Genomic DNA, 22225 nt, shown 5'->3' with positions numbered 1-22225 from the left:
GTTCGACCGGTCGGCAGCTATGGATATTGGGTGCAAGGCCTGCAGAAACCAGGGGTCGGTCTGCGTCCCGGCACGGGTTTGTCACGGTCTGCCGCGCGAATCGACCGGATCCGTTGCAAGCATTTATTAACCACACCATTAGGCAATTGTTAGGCATCTTCTGTCACAAATCGGCCCATGCAAACAGCGAGCGAAAAGACGAGAATGATGCGTCCTGCAATTGTCCTGGGGATGATGTCCCTGTTGCTCAGCGCGTGCGGTGCGATTCCGGACGGGCGGGGAGGACAGGCCCAGCGGCCTTCGCCGTCGGCCGGCATCGGCGCCTTCGATCCCAGTCCTTCGGCGCGCCAGTGCTTCAGCGACCTCGGCAAGGCCAATGTGCGATTCTCGCCACTGCCCAATCGGCATTTTGGTGGCGGTTGCAGCCAGATCGACAGCATCAAGCTGCTCGACGTCGGTGCCGACGTCACCAATCTCGGCCCGGTCAAGTGCGAGCTCGCCGGCAAGTTTGCTGCCTGGACCGAATATGCTGTGAAGCGGGCGGCACGGCAGTATCTCGGCAGCGACCTCAAGCGGATCGAAACCATGGGCAGCTACAGCTGCCGCAATATCTCCGGATCCGGCAAATTGTCGGAGCACGCCCACGCCAATGCAATCGACGTGTCGGCATTCGTCCTCGCCGATGGCCGCCGGATCACCGTCGAGAACAACTGGAAGAGCGGCCACCGCGAGATGCAGTTCCTTGCCGCGATCCACGACAGCGCCTGCAAGCGCTTTGGCACGGTGCTCAGCCCCAATTACAACGCTGCCCACCGCGACCATTTTCATCTCGACATGAGCGGCAACGGTTATTGCCGCTAGCCGGCCCAAGATATCTGGCCAGCCGCAGGTCTTTCCTCTAGGGCGATTTGATGACCAACAAAGATCTCCACGACCGCCGGTTCTACCGGGCCAAGCAGGAAGCCGAATTTGCCGAGAAGGCCGATGTCGGCACGCCCCAGACCCGTGACCCGGCCTATCGCCTGGCCTTCCAGGACACCGACTTCCTGCTCCGCGAGGAGCTGCGCCCGGTCCGGTTCCAGCTGGAACTGCTGAAGCCGGAGATGCTGCTCGACGAGGCCGGCATCGGCTCGACGCTGGTCATGTACGGCTCGGCCCGGATACCCGAGCCGGACAAGGCCGACGCCCTGATCGCAGCGGCGACCGACGATGCGGCCCGCAAGGTTGCCGAGCGGCTCAAGGAGAAGGCCAAATATTACGACGAGGCCCGCGCCCTGGCGCGGCTGGCCAGCGCCTGCGGCCTATCGGCCGACGGCAAGCGCGATTTCGTGGTCTGCTCCGGCGGCGGTCCGTCGATCATGGAAGCGGCCAACCGCGGGGCCGCGGATGTCGGCGAGGAGTCGATCGGGCTCAATATCGTGCTGCCGCACGAGCAGGCGCCGAATGAATATGTGACGCCGTCGCTGAGTTTCCAGTTCCACTATTTCGCGCTGCGCAAGATGCATTTCCTGCTGCGGGCGCGGGCGGTTGCGGTATTCCCGGGCGGCTTCGGCACGCTCGACGAGTTTCTCGAGCTGGTGACGCTGGTCCAGACCGGCAAGATGGAGCCGCTGCCGATCCTGCTGTTCGGCGAGGCCTTCTGGAACCGGGTGGTCAACTTCGAGGCGCTGGCCGAGGAGGGCACGATCAGCCGCGACGACCTGAAGCTGTTCCAGTTCGTCGAAACCGCCGACGAGGCCTGGGACATCATCCGGCGCTTCTACGACATCAGCTGCGACTAGCAGCCACCGGCAGTCTATTCGGCGGGCGCGCCTTCTGCGGCAACGGTCGGTGCCACATCTTCAGCGACATCGTCTTCCGCGGCGGCCGGGACGTCACTTTCCTCTGCCGGCACTTCCTCTGCTGCAGGCGCGGCCGGCAGCGGCAGGTTGGAGCCCTGCGCGTTCAGATAGACCATGAGATTGGCGCGGTCCTCGGCCTTGCCGAGACCGGCAAAGGTCATCTTGGTCCCGTCGGCATATTTGCGCGGCGAGGTCAGCCATGCATCCATGCTGGTCCAGTCCCAGTTGCCGGGCACGCTCTTCAGCGCATCGCTATAGGCGAATCCGGCGACATGGCCGTGCGGCTTGCCCATCGTTGCCCACAGGTTCGGGCCGATGCCGTTGGCACCGCCCTGGTTGATCGTGTGGCAAGCGGCGCATTTGCCGAAAACCTTCTCGCCGGCGGCGATGTCGGCGGTCTGCAGCAGGGTCTCGATAGCCGGGCCGCTGTCGGCGCCGCCCGAGGTTTCGACGCCCTCGATGACATAGCCCATCACTTCGGGGCGTTCGTGCTTGCCGGCGTGGAAATATTTGCTGCTGACAATCGAAAAGCCGAGGGCGGCGATGCCGCCAGCCAGTACCCAGCCTGCAATGGTGTTATTGTTGCTCATATATTGTCTCAAACCCCTGAGTGAGCGGCGGCCAAGGGCCTGCCAAATTTATGCTGTCTGTAAAGAGGGCGACGGAGCAACGCAAGGCCTCAATTGCCGGAAATTGCATGGAGCCGGCCAGCAATTGCGCGGCCCCCGGAAGGGCAGGCGGAAGGGCAGGCCAGTTCGCTCTTGCCCCGCCGCGTCCGGTTCGACTATCGGAGCAGCGCAGAAGAGGGACGAGATGGACAGTTTTCCGAAAAACGCATTGGGTATGGTCAGGAAGATGACCGAAAAAGCCGCCGAAGTGCCGGAACAGGCGATTGCCTTCCAGGGCGCGCCAGGCGCCAATTCGCATCTGGCCGCGCTTGACTATGCGCCCGACGGGCTGCCTGTGCCCTGCTTCTCGTTCGAGGACGCGATCGACGCGGTCAAGCATGGCAAGGCAGGATGCGCGATCATCCCGATCGAGAACTCGCTGCACGGCCGGGTCGCCGACATCCATTTCCTGCTGCCCGAATCGGGCCTGCACATCGTCGACGAATATTTCATGCCGATCCGCCATTGCCTGATGGCGCAATCGGCCGACGCCGAAATCCACACCGCGATGAGCCATCCGCAGGCGCTCGGTCAGTGCCGCCACTATCTGCGCAAGCGCGGCATCATTCCGGTCGCCTATGCCGATACCGCGGCTGCAGCCGCCTTTGTCGCCCAGCATGACGACCCGCACGCCGCCGCCATTGCCCCCCGGCTGGCCGCGCAGATTTACGGGCTGCAGCCGATCGAGGAAGCGATCGAGGACGCGCCGGACAATATCACCCGCTTCGTCGTGCTGGCGCCCAAGGCGACCGTGCCCGAGGCCAACGGACCGCTGATGACGACCTTCGTTTTCGAGGTCAAGAATATCCCCGCCGCGCTGTACAAGGCGCTGGGCAGCTTTGCCACCAACGGCGTCAACATGACTAAGCTGGAAAGCTACCAGCAGGGCAGCAGCTTTGCCGCCACGGAATTTTATGCCGATATCGAGGGCGCCCCGGGCGACCCGGCGATCGACCGCGCACTGACCGAGCTCGGCTTCCACTGCAACATGGTGCGAATTCTCGGCACCTACCGGCAGGCACGGCCGCGGACGGTGATCGACTAGGCGGTCGCTTGGGGCCAAGCGACGCTCTCGATCGAATGGGTGTGGTGATCTGGTTGCCGTTCGTCCTGAGCTTGTCGAAGGACGACTCTCGGTGGAGACGCGCGTTTCGACAGGCTCACCCCTAACGGAAAGAGGCTCATCTCTAACCGGATGACCTTGTCCCCTAGCCAGGGTCACACGGGTCACACCCCCTTAGCCAAAAGACCGGACCTCGGGTTGCGGCCCCGCCGGAACACTGCAGCGACCGCCCTGATCGCCGCAGGCATCGTCCCCGGCGCCCTCCCCGGAATCCTCCTCGTCATCCTCCTCATCGTCATAATCATCGTCATAATCCTCGTCCTCCAGCGGCACCTTGTCCCAGAAGTCGGGTTCGCTCATCATGCCGCTATATTCGGCGCGCGCCCATTGCAGGTCGTCCCAGTCATTGGCTTCGGCCGGATCGAGATCGGAGATATCGATATCCTGCGGATTCATCGCGGCGATCCGCGCGCGTTCCTCATTCATGACCAGCCGATCCATCAGTTCCCGTTCACTCAGTCCCGCCATCCCGACTGGCTGGCTGCAGGAGCGGCGGGCCCGGGCGGCCTGGTCCTGCTCGTCGAGCATGGCGGTGCAATCCTGGCCTTCGCCGATCGCCTCGACCATGGCGTCAAAGTCGGCGGCGGCCTCGCGGGCAACATCCCCGGCGATATCCATGCCATCGGCCCTGGCGTCGAGCCGGGCCAGCGCGGCCAGCAGCAACCCGGGGGAAAAGCGCGTCCGCTCGCCGACCTCCTCGCCATGATACCAGACGGTCTCGGTCCAGCCGTGGAGGCCGGTATCGAGCAAAGTCTCGGCAAACAGGTCGCGCGCATGGATCAGGGCGGCGTCCCAGGCGCGGTCAAAGGCGCGGCCCTCCTGCCGGCGGCGCAGCCGATAGGCGCCCTCGCGGCTCATGCCGACATAGGCCGCGGCGGCCTTGACCGACCCGCAGCGGGCCAGCGCCTCGAGAAAGCTGCGCTGCTTTTCCGGCGTCCAGCTCGGTTGCGGGTAGGAAAAATCGTTGGTTTCGGGTTCGCAGATCATGATGTCATTCCTTTTCTGGATAAAGGGAATGATAATTATAACCTATCTGGTTATGTGTAGGAAAGCACTATCCTATACTCGCAGCGGTGTGGCGCCCGGACTGTCATCAAGCGCCGACACCGGATTTGCCAACGGCCGCCCTTTCTGGTCGGCCCATTTCAGCAGCGCATCCAGGGCGGGACACAAGGCCTGACCCCAATCCGTCAGACGATATTCGACCCGGGGCGGTACCTCCGGATGGATGGTGCGGCTGACCATGCCATCGGCTTCCATCTGTCGCAGCTGCTGGATGAGCATCTTCTGCGAAACCGCGGGGATCGCGCGCTCCAGTTCCGAAAAGCGCAATATCTGGCCGCCAAACAGGTGAAACATGATCACCAGCTTCCAGCGCCCCTCGATCATCCCGATTATATTTTCGACACTTTCGGCCGCAGAGGCAGGAGTGAGCTCTGACTTACCCGAAGGTAGGGGACTCACTTTTTCGTCGGTTCTTGTCATCGCGAAAACATAATCATATTTCCCGATTCCAGCAAGCGAGGAAGATCAGCAGCCTTCAAGTTGATCCATTTGAAAGGACCAGATGATGATTATTGAAATGCCGGAAGTCATACAAAATTATTACGATGCGGATAAGAAAAAGGCGGGTTCCATATCTGTCCATTTTACTCCCGATGCTGTCGTAATCGACGAAGGAAATACTTACAAGGGCAGCGACGAGATCGACGAATGGCAGCAGCAGGCGAGCACCGAATATAGCTACACGGTCGAACCATTCGCGCTGGACGCGGTCGACGACAAGACCGTGGTGACGGCGCATCTGCGCGGCAATTTCCCGGGCAGCCCGGTTGACCTGCGCTATATTTTTGGTCTGTCCGGTGGCCAGATCGAATCGCTGGAAATCAAGCCATGAGCTTTGATCTTGGCATCAACGGACGGCGTGCGCTGGTCACCGGCGGGACCAAGGGGATTGGCGCTGCAGTTGTCGAAGCCCTTCGTTCGGCAGGCGTGACTATCGTGGCGACCGCCCGCTCCACGGACGGTCTGGCGCAGTCCGGCGTGCACTATGTTGCCGCCGACATAGCGACCGCCGAGGGATGCGAAACCGTCGCGCAGACGGTGCTCGAAAGGCTGGGCGGCATCGACATAGTGGTGCATGTGGTTGGCGGTTCCGATGCGCCGGCAGGCGGTTTCGCGGCGCTCGACGATGACCAGTGGCTGAGCAGCCTAAACCTCAACCTGATGACCGCTGTTCGGCTGGACCGTGCGCTCCTGCCATCGATGATCGCGCAGGGAGCGGGGGTGATCCTCCATGTCGGATCGATCCAGCAGCGGATGCCGCTTCCGGAATCGACCACGGCTTATGCGGCAGCCAAGGCGGCGCTGGCCACCTACAGCAAGAGCCTGTCGAAAGAAGTGGCCCCGAAAGGCGTCCGCGTGGTTCGGATCGCGCCCGGCTGGGTCGAGACAGACGCCTCCGTCGCGCTCGCCGAACGCATCGCCGAAGAGAGCGGTACGGATTATGAAGGCGGCAAGCGGATCATCATGGAGTCGCTGGGGGGTATCCCGCTCGGCCGGCCAGCCACCCCGGTCGAGGTAGCAGACCTCATTGCCTTTCTCGTCTCCGCACGGGCGGGATCGATCAGCGGCAGCGAAGTGACCATCGATGGCGGCACGGTGCCGACGGTCTAGGCGGGTTCCATAGTCCGAGGCCGATGCATTTGGTCTGATCAGGACCGGGAACAGGGATCGCTCTTGTCCAGTTCCGATCCCGCCGGACAGGGCGCTGCGCCGCTTCCGCCGCGCAGCGGGTGGGGACGATGCACAGCTATGTGAAGCCGCTGGTCGTACCGCCGCCGGGCTAGCCGGTCGGCGACAGGAGCGGCGGCGACAGGATTGTCCCCGCCTGCTCGCCGGTCGGCTAGCGCTTGCGCTTCTTGCGGGCTGCGTAGCGTTCGTCGCGGGCGGCTTTCTTCTCGGTCTCGGTCAGGCCCAGCGCGAGCTTCGGCTTGGCCTGCTCCTTCGCGGCCTTGCGTTCGGCCTTCGCCTGCTCGAAGGCGGCGCGCTTCTCTTCGCTGGCCTTGGCCTGCTTCTCTTCGCGGGCCTGCTCGGCGGCCTTGCGCTCGGCCAGCACTTCCGGGCTGAGCGGCTTTTTCGCCTTCAGTTTCTTGAGGGCAGCCTGCTTGGCCTTGGCGGCCATGCGGGTGCGTTCCTGGAAGCCGGGTTCTGAAAATGGCGGCATATGCGTCTATATTTCCTTGCTGGTGATGCGGAGTGCCGGGCCGACATGACCCGAAAGCAAGCGCCGCCCCTACAGAGACTTGCGCGAACGGGCAATGTTTTAGCGATTCCGTGATCCGCCGCCACCGATACCGCGCGGCAGGGGAACCATCGGCGGCGCGGCACGTAAGGATAGCAAGCGCTGGCGGCCGGGGCCGTCCGCAAGGCCCTGTCGACACCGTCGCGGGCCGGGCCGCAGACACCGATCGCTGCAAGCTGCAAGGGAAGGACGCCGTCACCATGGAAACCACCGAACTCACCGTCAATGGCAAGAGCCACCGCCTGGAGGCCGACAGCCGGGTGACCCTGCTTGATGCCTTGCGCAACCATCTTGGCCTCACCGGGACCAAGAAGGGCTGCGACCATGGCCAGTGCGGCGCCTGCACGGTGATCGTCGAGGGACGGCGGATCAACAGCTGCCTGACGCTGGCCTGCATGCACGACGGCGATGCGATCACCACGATCGAGGGGCTGGGCGAACCCGGAAACCTGTCCGATCTGCAGACGGCCTTTGTCGCGCATGACGGGTTCCAGTGCGGCTATTGCACGCCGGGCCAGATCTGCTCGGCGACGGCGATGATCGAGGAGGCCAGGGCGGGCTGGCCGAGCTTTGTCTCGGACGATCTCTCCGGTCCCGCCGCGCCGAGCGACGAGGAAATTTCCGAGCGGATGAGCGGCAACCTGTGCCGCTGCGCGGCCTATCCCAATATCGTCAACGCGATTCGCCAGGTTGCGGGAGGCCAGTCATGAAGCCCTTTGCCTATGCCAGAGCCAGTGACCCCGCCGATGCCACCGCGCAGGCGGCGGCCGATGCCACCTTCATCGCCGGCGGCACCAACCTGCTCGACCTGATGAAGTTGGAGGTGATGGCGCCCGACCGGCTGATCGACATCAGCCGGCTCGATCTCGCCAAGATGCAGGAGACGGACGACGGCGGGATGCGGATCGGCGCGCTGGTCACCAACAGCGACTGCGCCGCCGACGTGCGCGTACGGCAGCGCTATCCGCTGCTGTCGCGGGCGATCCTGGCAGGGGCGAGCGGCCAGCTGCGCAACAAGGCGACGACCGGCGGCAATCTGTGCCAGCGGACGCGCTGCTATTATTTCTACGACACGGCGATGCCGTGCAACAAGCGCGAGCCGGGGTCCGGCTGCCAGGCGCTGCAGGGCTTCAACCGGATCCACGCGATCCTCGGCGCGAGCGACTCGTGCATCGCCACCTATCCCGGCGACATGGCGGTGGCGATGACGGCGCTGGCTGCCGAAGTCGAGATCGAGAGCGCCGACGGCGAGACCAGGCTCGTTCCTGTCCAGGAATTTCACGTCCTGCCCGGCGACAGTCCGGAGAAAGACAATATCCTGACCGCAGGAGATCTGATCACCGCGGTGATCCTGCCGCCACCGGTCGCGGGCAAACAGATTTACCGCAAGGTGCGTGACCGCGCTTCCTATGCCTTTGCGCTGTGCTCGGTTGCAGCGGTCGTCGAGATGGATCGCGGGACCATTGCTTCGGCGGCGCTGGCCTTTGGCGGACTGGCGCACAAGCCATGGCGCGACGAGGACGTCGAGGCCCTGCTGGTCGGCAAGAAGCCGTCTGCGGAACTGTTCGGCAAGGCCGCCGATCAATTGCTGGCCGGGGCCAAGGGCCATGGCAGCAATGATTTCAAGATACCGCTGACCAGACGCGTGCTGATGTCGGTCCTTCAGGAAGCCACGGATACAGGAGCAGCCGCATGACCGCGCATCAGAAAATGGACAAGGCGGATGACCGCAACCGGCTCGATGACATGGTCCAGGGGCTGGTCGGCACGCCGATGGACCGGCCGGACGGGCCGCTCAAGGTTTCCGGCCAGGCCACCTACGCCCATGAATGGGATGTGCCCGGCATGCTCTACGGCGTGCTGGTGCGCGCGACGATTTCCAAGGGCCGGGTGACCGATGTCGCGAGCGACGCCATAGTCGGCCAGAACGGGGTGCGCGCGGTGATCACCGACGACCGGCTGCTGCGCCGGCCGGCACAGGGCGGTGCCGACGAAGCGCCGCCGCAGGGATCGAAGCAGGTCGACTATTTCGGCCAGCCGATCGCGCTGGTGGTGGCGGAGACCTTCGAACAGGCGCGGCACGGGGCCCATGTCCTTGCCGTCAGCTACGAGTCCGAGGGCAATGCCGCGTTCGATCCGGAGGCGGAGGATACCGACACCGATCTGCCGGAGGATGACCAGTTCGAGCAGGGCGATCTCGACCGGGCGATGCACGACGCCGCCTTCACCGTCGACCAGGTCTACCGCACGCCGGGCCACAATAGCGCGGCGATGGAGCCGCATTGCGCGATGGCCAGCTGGGACGGCGACAAGCTGACGCTGCGCGGCAGCTACCAGATGCTCAATTATAATATCAACGAACTGGCCGACGCGCTGCACATCGTGCCGGACAATATCCGGATGCTGTCGCCCTATGTCGGCGGCGGCTTTGGCTCGAAGCTCGGGATTTCGCCGGAGGCGGTCTCGGCGGCGATCGCGGCGAAGGAAGTCGGCCAGCCGGTGTGCGTGGCGCTGTCGCGGCCGCAGGTGTTCGAAACCACCATGCGCCGGTCGGAGACGCGGCAGCACGTGCGGCTGGCCTGCGATGCCGACGGCGTGCTGACCGGCATCGGCCACGAATGCCTGGTGTCCAACCTGCCGGGCGAAAGCTTCTACGAGCCGGTGACGCAGGCGACGCATTTTCTCTATGGCGGCAAGCATCGCAAGCTCGGCATCGAGGTGGCGCGGATCAACCGGACCTGCGGCGGCTCGGTCCGCGCACCGGGCGAGGCGGTCGGCATGCAGGTGCTGGAAAATGCGCTGGACGAACTGGCGGAAGCCGCCGGCATCGATCCGGTGGACCTGCGCAAGCGCAATGTCCCCGACCGTCACCCGGAACAGGATATCCCCTATTCCTCCCGCCGGTTCACCGAGGCGCTCGACGAGGGCGCCAAGATATTCGAATGGGACAAGCGCAACCGCAAGCCCGGATCGCTGCGCGAGGGCGAGTGGCTGATCGGCCACGGCATGGCCGGCGCGGCCCGGGTCAATATCCTGTCGGAAGCCAGGGCGCGGGTGACGCTGCACGCCGATGGCCGCGCGCTGGTCGAGACCGACATGACCGATATCGGCACCGGCACCTATGCGATCCTGACGCAGATCGCGTGCGACATGCTCGGTCTGCCGGCGGACCGGGTCGAGACCAGGCTGGGCGACAGCGATTTGCCGTCCGGTCCGGGATCGGGCGGGTCCTGGGGTGCATCTTCCAGCGGTTCGGCGGTGTTCCTGGCCTGCGAGGAGATCCGGAGGGCGATCGCCGGCAAGCTGGAGATCGACGAAGCGGAGCTGCGACTGGGCAACGGCAAGGCCGGGTCGGGCCAGGAAGCCCGTTCGATCCGGGAGATTCTGGACGGCGAGACGCTGTCCGCAGAAGGGCATATCGAACCCGGCCAGACGCTCGAGGAAATGCAGCAGGCGACCTACGGCTCCTATTTTGCCGAGGTCGCGGTCAACGCGGTGACCGGCGAAACCCGGGTGCGGCGGATGCTCGGCGTGTTTGGCGCGGGCCGGATCCTGAACGAGAAGACCGCAACCTCGCAATGCTATGGCGGGATGATCTGGGGGATTGGCAGCGCCCTGACCGAGGAGCTGGTGTTCGACAATCGCGATGGCCATCTCGTCAACCACGACCTCGCGGAATATCACGTGCCGGTCAACCTGGACGTGCCGCAGATCGAGGTGGTGCTGCTCGAGGAGCGCGACCAATGGGCCAGCCCGATCCAGGCCAAGGGCATCGGCGAACTCGGCATTTGCGGCGCGGCCGCCGCGGTGACCAACGCGATCTACAACGCCACCGGGATCCGGGTGCGGGACTATCCGGCGACGCTGGACAAGCTGCTGGCGGAGCTGCCGGAGGCCTAGCGCCGACGGCTCCGGCTATTTGCCGGCGAGCTTTTTCGCTTCCGCCAGATGGGTACGGCCGATGCGGATCTCGGTGCCGCACTTGAGGCAGGCGATCCACACGCCGCCGCCATCGTGGCGCAGGCCGGCGATCCAGTCGCGGCGGACGAGATGCGAGCGGTGCAGGCGGATGAATTGGTCGGGATCGAGCCGTTCCTCCAGCCCGGTGATCGTCTGGTGCAGCAGATAGCTGACGGTGCCGACATGCAGCCGCATATAGTCGCGCTCCGCCTCGACCCGGTCGATCTCGGCGGCGACGATGCGGCGCAGCTCGGACTTGTATGGCACCCAGAATTCTTCCGCCCAGGGCGAGTCGTCGCCGCTGGCGCGCGGCTCTGCCGTGCGTTCGCGAACCCGCGAAATGGCCAGCGTCAGCCGCGCATTCTCCACCGGCTTCAGGACATAGTCGATCGCCGCCACGTCAAAGGCCTCGACCGCGAACCGGTCGAAGGCGGTGACAAAGATGATCGCGGGGGCATCGGGCTTGCCGGACAGCGCCCGGGCAACATCCAGACCGTCCTTGCCGGGCATGGCGATATCGAGCAGCAGCAGGTCGGGTTTCAGCTGTTCGGTCAGTCGCAGCGCCGCCTCGCCATCGCTGGCGGTGCCGATCAGGTTGATTTCCGGCTGCCGGGCGCACAGCAGCTGCAGCCGCTCGATCGCCAGCGGCTCGTCGTCGACGATCAGCGTGGTCAGGGGCCGGGGAGCGTTTTCTTCGGTCATGGATTGTCCAGCATCAACGGGAGGGTGAGCTGCGCAATATAGCCGCCTTCGGCCGGACGTACAGTCTGCAGGCTGGCCTGACGGCCAAAGCGGGTTTCCAGCCGGTCGCGGACATTGGCAAGCCCGATGCCGTTGCTCTTGCCGTCGTCCTGCAGGTCGACCGGCCGCGGATCGCCGTCGTCGGCGACGGTGAGGATCAGGTTGTCGCCGTCCGACCGGGCGCTGATCGTGATCGTGACCGGGCGCTTGCTGTGGGCGACGCTGTGCTTGATCGCATTCTCGACCAGCGGCTGCAGGATCAGACCGGGGACCAGCACGCCGAGCAGATCGTCTGGAATGTTGACGCTGGTCCGGAGCCGATCGGGAAAGCGGACGGCCTCGATATCGAGATAGAGATTCTGCAGGTGCACCTCGTCCGACAGCGGTACGTCCTCAAGCGGATCGCCGGACAGGCTGGTGCGGTAGAATTTCGACAGGTTGAGGATCATCTCCTCGGCCTCTTCCGGCTGGCTGCGCATCACCAGCGTGCTGAGGCTGTTGAGCGTGTTGAACAGGAAATGCGGGTTGACCTGATAGCGCAACGACCGCAGCTCGGCATCCTGCGCGGCCTGGGCGAAGCGGGCCGCCTTGCGCTCGACCTGGCGGACCTCGCCGGCATAGCTGAGTGTCATGTAGAGCGAGGCCCAGCTGACAATGAAGAAAAAGCGCGAGGTGGCGTCCTCGGAAATCGCCTTGAGGGCGTAGTTGTCCTGTTCCATATATTTGCGCATTTCCTCGACATGCGCCTCGTCCCACAGATTCTCCGGATAATAGACGTTGAACACGACATAGTTGAAACAGGCGATGATGATCGCGCAGGGGATGGCCGCCGCGAAGGCTGTGATGATCCGGGTCGACAGCGGCTTGCTTTCGAACAGCCGCAGCATCAGGTAGAGAAGATAGGTGATGCCTACGCCGACAATGGTGACGAAGATGCGGCGCATCGCCATTTCGCCCTGTGCCGGCCAGTCACCGATCGACGCGCGCAGCGTCAGGATAATCACATAGAACAGCCAGAATCCGAGTATCGACAGGATCGCGACCTGATGGCCGACCGACGGCTTGTGATTTCCCAGTTCAAATTTTCTCATATTTGTTCAATTCACCATTTCGAGCCAGCTTAGGACAATATGGTAGCCATTGTCTCTAGGCGAATCGTGCCCGGTCGAAACAGGCTTGCTGTTGGTCGAAACTTTCGAAGAACGGCGCGCAATTTTACAATTTCTGCCAGGGCGCGGGCGAATAATCCGCCTTGGTTAACCCGTTGCTAACCATCTTTGGGTCTAATGTCCCTGTGCAATAGATCCATGAGGAGTTGCGACGACATGACCAAGGAAATCCGCCCGGTGCCAGGCGCCATGACGCTGGCCGAAATGAAGGAGTTCGCGAGCTTCAGCTCGGCGACCCAGCGCTATATCCGGCGATCGCTGGATGTCGGTCTCGAGCGGTCCGACGCGATCGAGACCTGGTCGCGCGATGCGGTCGAGGAAGCGGGTATCCAGGTCCAGATGAAGCTGTACCGCAAGCTCGCCGAAATCCGCAAGGCGATCCCCCAGGATTGCGCCATCGACAGCATCGAAACCTTTCTGCCCCAGCTGATCTCGCTCGCCGCCTATGATCTCGGACAGGGCCGTATCCAGAGCTTTCCTGCCTTCCGCTTCCTCTACGAACGCCTGCTGGGTCCGGAGTCGCGTCCGTGGTTGCCCGGCGCCTTTTGCGCGGCCTCGGCGCTGCCCCATCTCCACCCGAAAACCCGCAAGGGCCTGCTGCAGTCGATCAGCGAAGCGGCAGCAACCGCGCCCGGCTGGTCCAACCGGGAACCAAGCTTCTTTCCCGAATGGGTCGACAAGGTCGATGTCAGCAAGGCGGCGCACTGACCGCTGCCGTCCTGACCCCGTTGCTATGCGGAGGCAGGGCGTCCGGTGACGGCCGCTTCATAGTCGCTCTCGGCGCGCCGGATCAGGTGCCGGTCGTCCTCGTTCCACGGATGAAAGCCGGGCAGGAAGAACTTGCACCACGGGACGATGATCGCCCGCGCAATGCCGGGCTTCACCAGCAGGAATTTCAGCAGCCGCAGCTTTACCCGCCATCCGGTCATGCCGTCCTGCGCAAGCAGGTCGAGCGTGTCGTTCCAGCGGTTGCCCCAGAAATTGCGGGTGATGACCAGCATCATCAGCGCCTTCACCTTCCAGCGCTGCCAGCGGCTCCAGCCGGAGGTGGCATGAAGCCATGTGTCATAGGCGACGCCCTTGTGCTCGATCTCCTCGAGCGCGTGCCAGCGCCAAAGATCGGCGGTTTCGGGGTCTGAATCCTGCCAGTGGCGGGGGTTGGCAAGAAACTGCTGGGCCATGATCGCGGTGAAATGTTCGAGGATCATCGTGGCGGCGAGATTGGTGATCTTCGGCCGGCCCTTGGTCATCTCCAGTGATTCGGTGACGCGCTGCTCGATCCGGCTGGTGTCGTAGCCCTGTTCCTCGACCCGCCGGTTCAACGCCAGATGCTCGCGGCTGTGGATCACCTCCTGCTGGATGAAGGCGCGGATTTCCTTTTGCAGCTTGGCCGGTGTGCGGTCGCGGAATTGCTTGACGCTTTCGATGAAGAAGGCCTCGCCGCGCGGGAAGGTGAGCGACAGGCAATTGTAGAAGGCGGTCGCGACCGGGTCGCCGTTCTGCCAATATTTGTCCGGACCCAGTCCGGTTTCCCGTCCGAACCGGCGGTCGCGCGGGGTGATTTCATGGCCGACGGGGGTCGGCGTATCGATCGGGGCGGGTTCGCCGCTGACGGCGCTGTGCATATTCATCCGATACTTCCATTTTGTGAAATGCAGACTATAGCTAACAGCACTGAAAATAAGGCTACTTACACAAATGTCAATAGCGAAACGACGTCTCTCCCCGGAAGAAAGCCGCAGCATGGCGCTGGGCGCCGCGCGCGACCTGCTGATCGAAACCGGTCCGCAGTCGGTGACGCTCAAGGCCGTGGCCGGACGGATCGGCCGGACCCATGCCAATCTGCTGCACCATTTCGGTTCCGCTTCCGGCCTGCAGAAGGCGCTGGCCGCCTATCTGTCGAACGAAGTTTGCGGGACCATCGGCCAGGCGATCCTCAAGTCGCGGACCGGCGAGGGGTCGGTGCGCGACATCGTCGACCTGACCTTTGACGCGTTTGACAAGCAGGGGGCGGCCGCGCTCTGGTCGTGGATGATGCTGACCGGCAACGAGGACGCGCTCGACCCGATCGTCGATGCGATCCACGCGCTGGTCGACGATATCGGCGAGGGCGGGCACGAGGACCGCGAGATGCACGAGGACACGCTGACGCTGGTGCTGATGGCGCTGGGCGACGCGCTGATCGGCGACCGCCTGTCCGGTTCGCTGGGCCTCGCCCGCGATTCCGCCCGCGACATGGCGGAGCGGCAGCTGGTCGGCGCGCTCGATCGCTGGAAAAGCGAACACGAAGGCTAGGGCGGCGAGCGCGGCAGACGGAGCGGGATAGCTGATCCCTTCTCCCTCGCGGGAGAAGGGAGAATTAAGGCGTCCTGCGAGCGGCTGAGGATGAACGACCAGGGCAAGCGCATCAGCAAACCATCCCGCTCTCGTGATCCTGAACTGGTTTCAGGATCCCGATAGATTGTGCAGGGCCGATGGAGATCCTGAAACCAGTTCAGGATGACGAATGTGGCCAATCAGCCCTTGGCGAACAGCTTGTCGTCGCTGGCGAAGGCCTTGAATTCCAGCGCGTTGCCGCTCGGGTCCTGAAAGAACATCGTCGCCTGCTCACCGACCTGGCCGCGAAAGCGGACGGTGGGCGGGATGACGAAGGCGACGCCGGCAGCGGCCAGCCGGTCGGCCAGCGCCTGCCAGTCGGCCATGGTCAGGACGACGCCGAAATGCGGCACCGGCACCTGTTCGCCATCGACCGGGTTGACCAGCGGCCGGGCCGCGAAATCCGGGTCGAGATGGGTGACAATCTGGTGCCCGTACAGGCTGAAGTCGATCCAGTGGCTGTCGCTTCGGCCTTCAGGACAGCCCATCAGGTCGCCGTAAAAGGCGCGCGCGGCATCGAGATCATCGACCGGAAAGGCGAGGTGAAAGGGGCGGAGCGTCGGGCCGGAATCAGTGTTCATTGCGCGGCTGCTTTTCCTCTGGTGCGGCGAGAACGAAACAATGGTCGATATCCAGATCGGCCCCGAGGCCCTGCGCCTCGCGCTGCCTCGCATCGGCCAGCATCGCCTCCCGGCCCTGCGTTAGCATGATGTCGCTCTCCTGGCCGCTGAGTCCTTCGGCGCGCATCCGGTCGCGGGCGCGGCTGTCCAGCACCGCGGCCAGCGTCTTGAGATCCTGCGCGGTCTTGGACAGGCCCTCGCGGCTGTAGACTTGCTCATAGGCGAGCTGCAGCATGCCGGCGCACTGGGTCAGGTCGGGTTTCGGCTTGGGCGGCACGGCGGCGTCGAGCCGCGGCAGGCAGGCGGCCATTTCGCTGCGCAGCAACTCGTCCGGATCGGCGGCGCTGGCCGCCATCGCCTGCTGGGCGGCCACCGCGGCCAGTATCGCTTCGCGCACCTGCTCGCGGCTGCGGCCCGTGTCGGCCATGATCCGCTCTCCGACCAGCCCGGCATAGGTCGCGCCGCGCTCGGTCAGCAGCGGATAGGCCAGCGCGCTTTCGACGCCGCGCTCCTGTTCCGAGGCGATGATCGCGAGGATCGCCACGCAGGACAGGTCGCGCTTCTGGCCCGCGTCCAGCGGCACGGGCGGGGCGGCGGCCGGCTGCAGCAGGGCCAGCATCAGGATGGGCAGAGGGTTCATCGCACGATAGTAGCAAGCAAATCGCGCTTTCGGCAATTAGCAATTGAATGGCTGCACCGAAAGCGGCAAAAGCCGCCGGTGTCCAAATTGCAGCAAATCATCACCCGCCATCCCCATATCATCTCGCTGCTGGCGGGCGGGGTGAGCGCAACCGGCTTTGCGCCGCTCAATCTGTGGCCGCTGACGGTGCTGGCGCTGGCACTGTGGCTCGCGGTGCTGATGCAGGGGGCAAGCCGCAAGGCAGCGTTGTTCAGCGGCTGGCTGTTTGGGCTGGGCCATTTTGTCGTCGGCCTCAACTGGATCGCCAAGGCCTTCACCTTCCAGGCGGCGATGCCGGAATGGCTGGGCTTTGTCGCGGTTGTGCTGCTGTCGCTCTATCTGGCGGTCTATCCGGCGCTGGCCGCGCTCGGCGGCTGGTGGATCGGCAAGGGCCGGCCGCTGGTGCTGGTGATCGCGCTGGCGGGCATGTGGATCGTCACCGAATGGCTGCGCAGCTGGGTGTTCAGCGGCTTCATCTGGAGCCCGCTCGGCACGATCGTGCTGCCGCTTGGCCGGATGCCGGATTTCAGCATGTTGATCGGCTCCTACGGCCTCTCGGTGCTGCTGTTTGCCGGGGCCGGCGGGCTGTGGCTGCTGGCGCGCAGACAGTGGCGGGCCGGATTGCCGCTGGTGCTGGGCTTTGCGATCCTGTCGCTGATCCCGCCCCGGGCGGTCGGCGCGATTGCCGCCGACCAGCCGCTGATCACCGTGGTGCAGCCCAATATCGGCCAGCAGGACAAGTGGAAGGCGGGCTATGAGGACCGCAATCTGACCAAGCTGGCGCAGCTGACGCTGCGCGAGGACGACCGGCCGCGGATCATCTTCTGGCCGGAGGCGGCGATCCCCGACTATCTCGAGACCGGCTATCCGGCGCGCTATTATTACGGCCGGCCGCCGACGCTGATTCGCCAGCAGCTGGCGTCGCTGATGCGACCGGGCGACGTGCTGCTGCTCGGCGCGCTGAAGCTGGAATTTGACGCGGCCGGCGGGCGCGCGGTCGGTGCGCGCAACAGCGTCTTCGCGATGGACGCCGACCGCGAATTGCTCGGCCGCTACGACAAGTCGCACCTCGTCCCCTATGGCGAATATCTGCCGATGCGGCCGCTGCTGTCGGCGATCGGCCTGTCGCGGCTGGCGCCCGGCGATTTCGATTTCTGGCCGGGGCCCGGTGCCCGCTCGCTCGACCTCGGCGCGTTCGGCAAGGCCGGGCTGCAGGTCTGCTATGAAATCATCTTTTCCGGACAGGTGGTCGATCGCGGCAACCGGCCGGACTTCATCTTCAACCCTTCCAACGACGCCTGGTTCGGTAGCTGGGGCCCGCCGCAGCATCTGGCCCAGGCGCGGCTGCGGGCGATCGAGGAAGGACTGCCCGTGATCCGCTCCACCCCGACCGGCATCTCGGCGGTGATCGACGCCACGGGCGCGGTCCGCGCCAGCGTGCCGATGGCACAGGCCGGCCGGATCGACAGCAGCCTGCCGGCAGCGCAGGCGCCGACGCTTTTCGCGCGCTATGGCAATATCCTGCCGCTGCTTTTGGCGCTGGTTTTGCTGCTATCCGCCATTGCCATTCGGGCGCGCGGCCGCTAAAGCGCATATAAACTTTTCCTTATGTCACCTCGGCCAGCCTCTTTCTGGTCAAAAACAGGAATTTATCATGCGTTCAGAATTTATCTTCACCTCCGAATCGGTCTCCGAAGGTCACCCCGACAAGGTTTCCGACCAGATTTCCGATGCCATCGTCGATCTGTTCCTGTCCAAGGATCCGGAAGCGCGGGTGGCCTGCGAAACGCTGACCACCACCGACCGCGTGGTGCTCGCCGGCGAAGTGCGCGGCAAGGGCATGATCGATACCGACGGCACCTGGTCCGAGGGCGCGCAGGCCGAAATCGAGGCGGTGGTCCGCGAAACGGTCCGGAAAATCGGCTACGAGCAGGACGGCTTCCACTGGGAGAACCTGGTCTTCGAAAATTATCTCCACCCGCAATCGGCGCATATCGCCCAGGGCGTGGACGAAAGCGGCAACAAGGACGAGGGCGCCGGCGACCAGGGCATCATGTTCGGCTATGCCAGCGACGAGACGCCCGACCTGATGCCGGCCACGCTGCACTATTCGCACCGCATCCTGAAGCAGATGGCGGACGACCGGCACAGCGGCAAGGCGCCGTTTCTGGAACCCGACAGCAAGAGCCAGGTGACCCTGCGCTATGTCGACGAAATGCCGGTCGAGGCGATCGCGCTGGTGGTCTCCACCCAGCACGCACCGGGCTATTACAAGGACAGCGACAATCCGGCGCTGTACCAGGAATTGCGCGACTATGTGATGGGCGTGTTCCACCAGGTGCTGCCCGAGGGCTTCATCACCGACAAGACGGTGATCCACGTCAACCCGACCGGCCGTTTCGAAATCGGCGGCCCCGACGGCGACGCCGGCCTGACCGGTCGCAAGATCATCGTCGACACCTATGGCGGCGCCAGCCCGCATGGCGGCGGCGCCTTTTCCGGCAAGGATCCGACCAAGGTCGACCGCTCGGCCGCCTATATCACCCGCTATCTGGCGAAGAATGTTGTCGCCGCCGGCCTCGCCAAGCGCTGCGCGATCCAGCTGTCCTACGCCATCGGCGTGGCCGAGCCGCTGTCGATCAACGTCGACCTGCACGGCACCGGCAAGGTCAGCGAAGAGAAGCTGGAAGAGATCTTGCCGAAGCTGGTGCGCCTGACGCCCAAGGGCATCCGCACCCATCTCGGTCTGAACAAGCCGATCTACGGCCCGACCGCGGCCTATGGCCATTTCGGCCGCAAGGCGGACGGCGACCTGTTCAGCTGGGAAAAGACCGATCTGGTGGACGCGCTCAAGGCCGCGATCTGACGGCAATATGCCAGCGATCGGGGTGCCCCTATGACCGCCTACAAGGACGGCGATCCGACCACAATTCGCCAGCTCTACGGCCGGCGTCAGGGCCATGCCCTGCGCGACCAGCAGGTCGACCTGGTCGAAAAGCTGCTGCCGCAGATCGCCGTGCCGACCGAGGGGCCGGTGACGGCCGCATCGCTGTTCGGCGCTGACCAACCGCTGCATTTCGAAATCGGCTTTGGCGCCGGCGAGCATCTGGCCAGCCGCGCCGACATGCTGCCCGATCACGGCTTCATCGGCTGCGAGCCCTATCTCAACGGCGTGGTCGGCGCCTTGCAGCACGTCCGCAACCAGCATCTCGGCAATGTCCGGCTGCACATGGGCAATGCGCTCGACGTGCTCGAGCGCATTCCCGACGGGACGCTGAGCTTTGTCTATCTGCTGCATCCCGATCCATGGCCGAAGGCGCGTCATGCGAAACGGCGGTTCATGAATCACGGGCCGCTCGACCTGATCGCGGCCAAGCTCAGGCCGGGCGGGGAATTCCGCTTTGGCACCGATCATCCGGTCTATCTGGAATGGGCCTGCATGATCATGGGCCAGCGCAGCGAATTTGACTGGCTGTGCGCCAGTCCCGACGACTGGAAAAACCGTCCGGGCGGCTGGCCGGAAACGCGCTACGAGGCCAAGGCGCGGCGGCAGGGCCACGATGTCTGGTATTTTCGCTACCAGCGCAAATAAACCGAAATTTGCACAATATTGTTAATGGTCCGATTGCCCGGTTTCCGGCTGTTTCCGGTCAAATTTACCTCTTGTTCACCATCCCTGTAAAGCATCCCGGGTGGCCGAAATTTAACCTTCCTTGTCTATCCCTGACCGATCAAATTTGGTCGCACAAATGGATTCAGTACTGGGAGGTACACCGGCAGATATGGACATTGCTCCGACTACCGCTGATGCAGCGGCCGACAATCAAGGGTGCAGAAAAAGCGCCACCCCCGATGACCTCAATATCCGTCCCCGCAACCGCAATTTTTCCAGCGCGGTGATCGATCGCCGCCGCTGGATCGGCGGCGATCCTTTCGCTTCCGCCTTTTTCAACGCCCTGTCCGTCACCTTTCCGGCCGGCGAGCTGTTCTTCATCGAGTCGGTCAAGAAATTCCGCAAGCGGGTGCCGCCGAAACTGCAGCAGGAGATTCGCGCGTTCATCCAGCAGGAAGCCATTCACAGCCGCGAGCATCACTGCTTCAACGAACATCTGAAGGATTGCGATTTCGATATCAGCCGGCTCGAGCGGACGATTGACGATGTCGTCAACGGCATCCGCGCCCAACCGGAAATGGCGCATCTCGTGGCCACCATGTGCATCGAGCATATTACCGCGATCCTGGCGGCTGAGGTGATTTCGAACCCGTCGCATTTTGAGGAGGCCGATAGCGAGCAGCGCAAATTGTGGCTGTGGCATGCGTCCGAGGAAGTCGAGCACAAGGGCGTGGCCTTCGATATCTGGCTGCATGTGACGAGGGACTGGCATCCGCTGAAATGCTGGCTGGTGCGGTCTGCCTTCATGGCAAAGATCACGCTGGGCTTTACCAAGAACCGCGCCAAGGGCGTTCTCGACCTGTTGCGGCAGGACGGCATTTCCGGGCCGCGGGCCTGGTTCGGGCTGGCCCATTATGCGCTGGTCGCCAAGGCGCCATTCCGGCGGACGCTGGGCCCGCTGCTGCAGTTCTTCAAGCCCGGCTTCCATCCCTGGGATATCGACGACCGCCCCCTTATCCGGCTGGCGGAAAGCGAATATGAGGCGGCGATCATGGTCGTGGCGGATGCCGGCGGTCAGGCGCTGCCTGCCGAGCCGCTGCGGAAAGTCGCCTGATCAGGCGGCCAGCGGTCGCATGAGATCGCTGTCCTGCTCATCCTCCAGCAGGCACGCATAGCCGTTCGCCGGCACGCTGGTGCCACGGCCGCGGCTGAACCGTTCCACGGTTTCGCCGGTCGGCCGGAATCCCAGCTTGCGCAGCACCGAGGCAGAGGCGGGATTGTCGGCAAAATGGCTGGCGACCAGGCGCCTGTGGCCCAATGTCCGGGCATTCTCCAGCACCGCCATGCCGGCTTCGGTGGCGAAGCCGCGACCCCAAAAGGACCGGTCGATCCAGTAGCCCAGTTCGGCATCGCCATTGTCCAGCGTATCGAGGCCGATACATCCGACGAGGGTCGGAGGGCCACCGATCCGGCTGAAGATCAGCCAGCGGGGGCTGGCGATGTCCGTGGGCAGTGACAGGAACGCGCGGGCATCCTCCAGCCGGTAGGGCCAGGGCGCGCGCGCCAGATTGCGGACAATTGCTTCATCGTTGATCGTGGCGAACAGCGCTTCCGCATCTTCGGGCCAGCCGGGTCTCAGCAACAATCTCGGGGTAACGGCAAACATCGGGACTCTCCATTGTCAATTTGCGACGCCCCCGTCTTCACTGGTTAGCCCGCTAGGGGTTTACCGTTACAAGACCGTGACGTTCCGACAGGGAGATAAAAAAAAGGGAGAGGATGACCCTCTCCCTGAAATTGACGGTTCTGTCGAACCTGCCGGGTCATCCACTGGTGGATAACCCTTTATCGATTATCCGGTTATTCTGCGGCTTCCGCCATGGCGTCGACCGACACATATTTGCGGCCGAGCTTGCCCTTGTGGAATTCCACCTTGCCGTCGATGAGCGCGAAAAGGGTGTGATCCTTGCCCATGCCGACATTGCGACCCGCATGGGTGCGGGTTCCGCGCTGGCGGATGATGATATTGCCTGCGACAACAGCTTCGCTGCCGAATTTCTTGACGCCCAGGCGACGACCTTCCGAGTCGCGCCCGTTGCGGGATGAACCACCTGCTTTTTTATGTGCCATG

The 22225-nt window shown here is 64.0% G+C and carries 25 protein-coding genes; 14 read left to right on the top strand and 11 right to left on the bottom strand.

The annotated features are described in order from the left end of the window. Positions 1-204: 204 nt before the first annotated feature. Together V7650_RS07575 and V7650_RS07570 are read left to right on the top strand one after the other, a co-directional pair. Positions 205-861, top strand: a complete 657-nt coding sequence (locus V7650_RS07575) for an extensin-like domain-containing protein (RefSeq protein WP_335655647.1) — start codon at positions 205-207, stop codon at positions 859-861. A gap of 50 nt (positions 862-911) precedes the next feature. Next, the gene (locus tag V7650_RS07570; RefSeq protein WP_335655646.1) at positions 912-1781 is read left to right on the top strand and encodes a TIGR00730 family Rossman fold protein; all 870 of its coding nucleotides are present in this window, start codon (positions 912-914) and stop codon (positions 1779-1781) included. Between the two features lie 14 nt (positions 1782-1795). On the opposite strand, the gene V7650_RS07565 is transcribed toward V7650_RS07570, so the two are convergent. Further along, positions 1796-2431, bottom strand: coding sequence for a c-type cytochrome (locus tag V7650_RS07565; protein WP_335655645.1), 636 nt, complete (start codon positions 2429-2431; stop codon positions 1796-1798). Positions 2432-2654: 223 nt separating this feature from the next. Here V7650_RS07565 and V7650_RS07560 point away from each other — a divergent pair, with 223 nt between their 5' ends. Next, positions 2655-3554, top strand: a complete 900-nt coding sequence (locus tag V7650_RS07560) for a prephenate dehydratase (protein WP_335655644.1) — start codon at positions 2655-2657, stop codon at positions 3552-3554. 192 nt (positions 3555-3746) lie between these two features. On the opposite strand, the gene V7650_RS07555 is transcribed toward V7650_RS07560, so the two are convergent. Beyond that, complete coding sequence (locus V7650_RS07555; RefSeq protein WP_335655643.1) at positions 3747-4619, bottom strand: hypothetical protein; 873 nt, start codon at positions 4617-4619, stop codon at positions 3747-3749. Between the two features lie 72 nt (positions 4620-4691). Continuing rightward, positions 4692-5096, bottom strand: coding sequence for a winged helix-turn-helix transcriptional regulator (locus V7650_RS07550; protein WP_335655642.1), 405 nt, complete (start codon positions 5094-5096; stop codon positions 4692-4694). A 103-nt stretch (positions 5097-5199) separates the two neighbouring features. On the opposite strand from V7650_RS07550, the gene V7650_RS07545 reads away from it, so the two are divergent. Beyond that, complete coding sequence (locus V7650_RS07545; RefSeq protein ID WP_335655641.1) at positions 5200-5529, top strand: nuclear transport factor 2 family protein; 330 nt, start codon at positions 5200-5202, stop codon at positions 5527-5529. Then, positions 5526-6308: an SDR family oxidoreductase gene (locus tag V7650_RS07540; RefSeq protein WP_335655640.1), complete on the top strand. Its 783-nt coding sequence runs from the start codon at positions 5526-5528 to the stop codon at positions 6306-6308. Before V7650_RS07545 ends, V7650_RS07540 begins: the two co-directional genes overlap by 4 nt. Before the next feature lie 229 nt (positions 6309-6537). Here the strand turns inward: V7650_RS07540 and V7650_RS07535 are convergent, their stop codons facing one another. After that, positions 6538-6858, bottom strand: a complete 321-nt coding sequence (locus V7650_RS07535; RefSeq protein ID WP_335655639.1) for a DUF6481 family protein — start codon at positions 6856-6858, stop codon at positions 6538-6540. A 278-nt stretch (positions 6859-7136) separates the two neighbouring features. On the opposite strand from V7650_RS07535, the gene V7650_RS07530 reads away from it, so the two are divergent. From V7650_RS07530 to V7650_RS07520, 3 genes are read left to right on the top strand one after another with little or no spacing between them, the layout of a single operon-like run. Beyond that, a complete protein-coding gene (locus V7650_RS07530; protein WP_335655638.1) occupies positions 7137-7646 on the top strand; it encodes a 2Fe-2S iron-sulfur cluster-binding protein in 510 nt (169 codons plus the stop codon). After that, complete coding sequence (locus V7650_RS07525; protein ID WP_335655637.1) at positions 7643-8632, top strand: FAD binding domain-containing protein; 990 nt, start codon at positions 7643-7645, stop codon at positions 8630-8632. Before V7650_RS07530 ends, V7650_RS07525 begins: the two co-directional genes overlap by 4 nt. Then, positions 8629-10836: a xanthine dehydrogenase family protein molybdopterin-binding subunit gene (locus V7650_RS07520; protein ID WP_335655636.1), complete on the top strand. Its 2208-nt coding sequence runs from the start codon at positions 8629-8631 to the stop codon at positions 10834-10836. Before V7650_RS07525 ends, V7650_RS07520 begins: the two co-directional genes overlap by 4 nt. 15 nt (positions 10837-10851) lie before the next feature. Here V7650_RS07520 and V7650_RS07515 read toward each other — a convergent pair whose 3' ends face one another. Then, on the bottom strand, positions 10852-11598 hold the full coding sequence (locus V7650_RS07515; RefSeq protein ID WP_335655635.1) for a LytR/AlgR family response regulator transcription factor: 747 nt from the start codon (positions 11596-11598) through the stop codon (positions 10852-10854). Further along, complete coding sequence (locus V7650_RS07510) at positions 11595-12728, bottom strand: sensor histidine kinase (protein WP_335655634.1); 1134 nt, start codon at positions 12726-12728, stop codon at positions 11595-11597. The genes V7650_RS07515 and V7650_RS07510 overlap by 4 nt, the downstream gene beginning before the upstream one ends. 234 nt (positions 12729-12962) lie before the next feature. On the opposite strand from V7650_RS07510, the gene V7650_RS07505 reads away from it, so the two are divergent. Next, positions 12963-13514 carry a hypothetical protein gene (locus V7650_RS07505; protein ID WP_335655633.1) on the top strand — a complete coding sequence of 184 codons (552 nt, stop codon included), beginning with the start codon at positions 12963-12965 and terminating at the stop codon, positions 13512-13514. Between the two features lie 23 nt (positions 13515-13537). Here the strand turns inward: V7650_RS07505 and V7650_RS07500 are convergent, their stop codons facing one another. Then, on the bottom strand, positions 13538-14437 hold the full coding sequence (locus V7650_RS07500; RefSeq protein ID WP_335655632.1) for a metal-dependent hydrolase: 900 nt from the start codon (positions 14435-14437) through the stop codon (positions 13538-13540). A 67-nt stretch (positions 14438-14504) separates the two neighbouring features. On the opposite strand from V7650_RS07500, the gene V7650_RS07495 reads away from it, so the two are divergent. Beyond that, positions 14505-15101, top strand: coding sequence for a TetR/AcrR family transcriptional regulator (locus tag V7650_RS07495; protein WP_335655631.1), 597 nt, complete (start codon positions 14505-14507; stop codon positions 15099-15101). Between the two features lie 221 nt (positions 15102-15322). Here the strand turns inward: V7650_RS07495 and V7650_RS07490 are convergent, their stop codons facing one another. Further along, positions 15323-15763, bottom strand: coding sequence for a VOC family protein (locus tag V7650_RS07490; RefSeq protein ID WP_335655630.1), 441 nt, complete (start codon positions 15761-15763; stop codon positions 15323-15325). Then, positions 15753-16442 carry a hypothetical protein gene (locus V7650_RS07485; RefSeq protein WP_335655629.1) on the bottom strand — a complete coding sequence of 230 codons (690 nt, stop codon included), beginning with the start codon at positions 16440-16442 and terminating at the stop codon, positions 15753-15755. Before V7650_RS07485 ends, V7650_RS07490 begins: the two co-directional genes overlap by 11 nt. Positions 16443-16529: 87 nt before the next feature. On the opposite strand from V7650_RS07485, the gene lnt reads away from it, so the two are divergent. The 4 genes from lnt (at position 16530) to V7650_RS07465 (ending at position 21208) form a co-directional block, all read left to right on the top strand. Then, positions 16530-18068 carry an apolipoprotein N-acyltransferase gene (lnt, locus tag V7650_RS07480; RefSeq protein WP_335655698.1) on the top strand — a complete coding sequence of 513 codons (1539 nt, stop codon included), beginning with the start codon at positions 16530-16532 and terminating at the stop codon, positions 18066-18068. A 67-nt stretch (positions 18069-18135) separates the two neighbouring features. Continuing rightward, positions 18136-19347, top strand: coding sequence for a methionine adenosyltransferase (metK, locus tag V7650_RS07475; protein WP_335655628.1), 1212 nt, complete (start codon positions 18136-18138; stop codon positions 19345-19347). 30 nt (positions 19348-19377) lie between these two features. After that, positions 19378-20073, top strand: a complete 696-nt coding sequence (gene trmB / locus V7650_RS07470) for a tRNA (guanine(46)-N(7))-methyltransferase TrmB (protein ID WP_335655627.1) — start codon at positions 19378-19380, stop codon at positions 20071-20073. Between the two features lie 157 nt (positions 20074-20230). After that, positions 20231-21208 carry a metal-dependent hydrolase gene (locus V7650_RS07465; RefSeq protein WP_335655626.1) on the top strand — a complete coding sequence of 326 codons (978 nt, stop codon included), beginning with the start codon at positions 20231-20233 and terminating at the stop codon, positions 21206-21208. Here the strand turns inward: V7650_RS07465 and V7650_RS07460 are convergent, their stop codons facing one another. Both V7650_RS07460 and rpmA read right to left on the bottom strand, forming a co-directional pair. Further along, entirely contained in the window at positions 21209-21760 is a 552-nt protein-coding gene (locus tag V7650_RS07460; protein ID WP_335655625.1) for a GNAT family N-acetyltransferase, read from the bottom strand. It abuts the gene before it with no gap. A 194-nt stretch (positions 21761-21954) separates the two neighbouring features. Beyond that, positions 21955-22224 (bottom strand): 50S ribosomal protein L27, encoded by a 270-nt coding sequence (gene rpmA / locus V7650_RS07455; protein WP_335655624.1) that lies wholly within the window; start codon positions 22222-22224, stop codon positions 21955-21957. Position 22225: the final 1 nt, after the last annotated feature.

It is taken from the genome of Parasphingorhabdus sp. (assembly GCF_036964565.1).
GTDB lineage: Bacteria > Pseudomonadota > Alphaproteobacteria > Sphingomonadales > Sphingomonadaceae > Parasphingorhabdus.
Note: the sequence above shows the minus strand (reverse complement) of the source record. Positions and strands in the feature narration are given on the sequence as shown.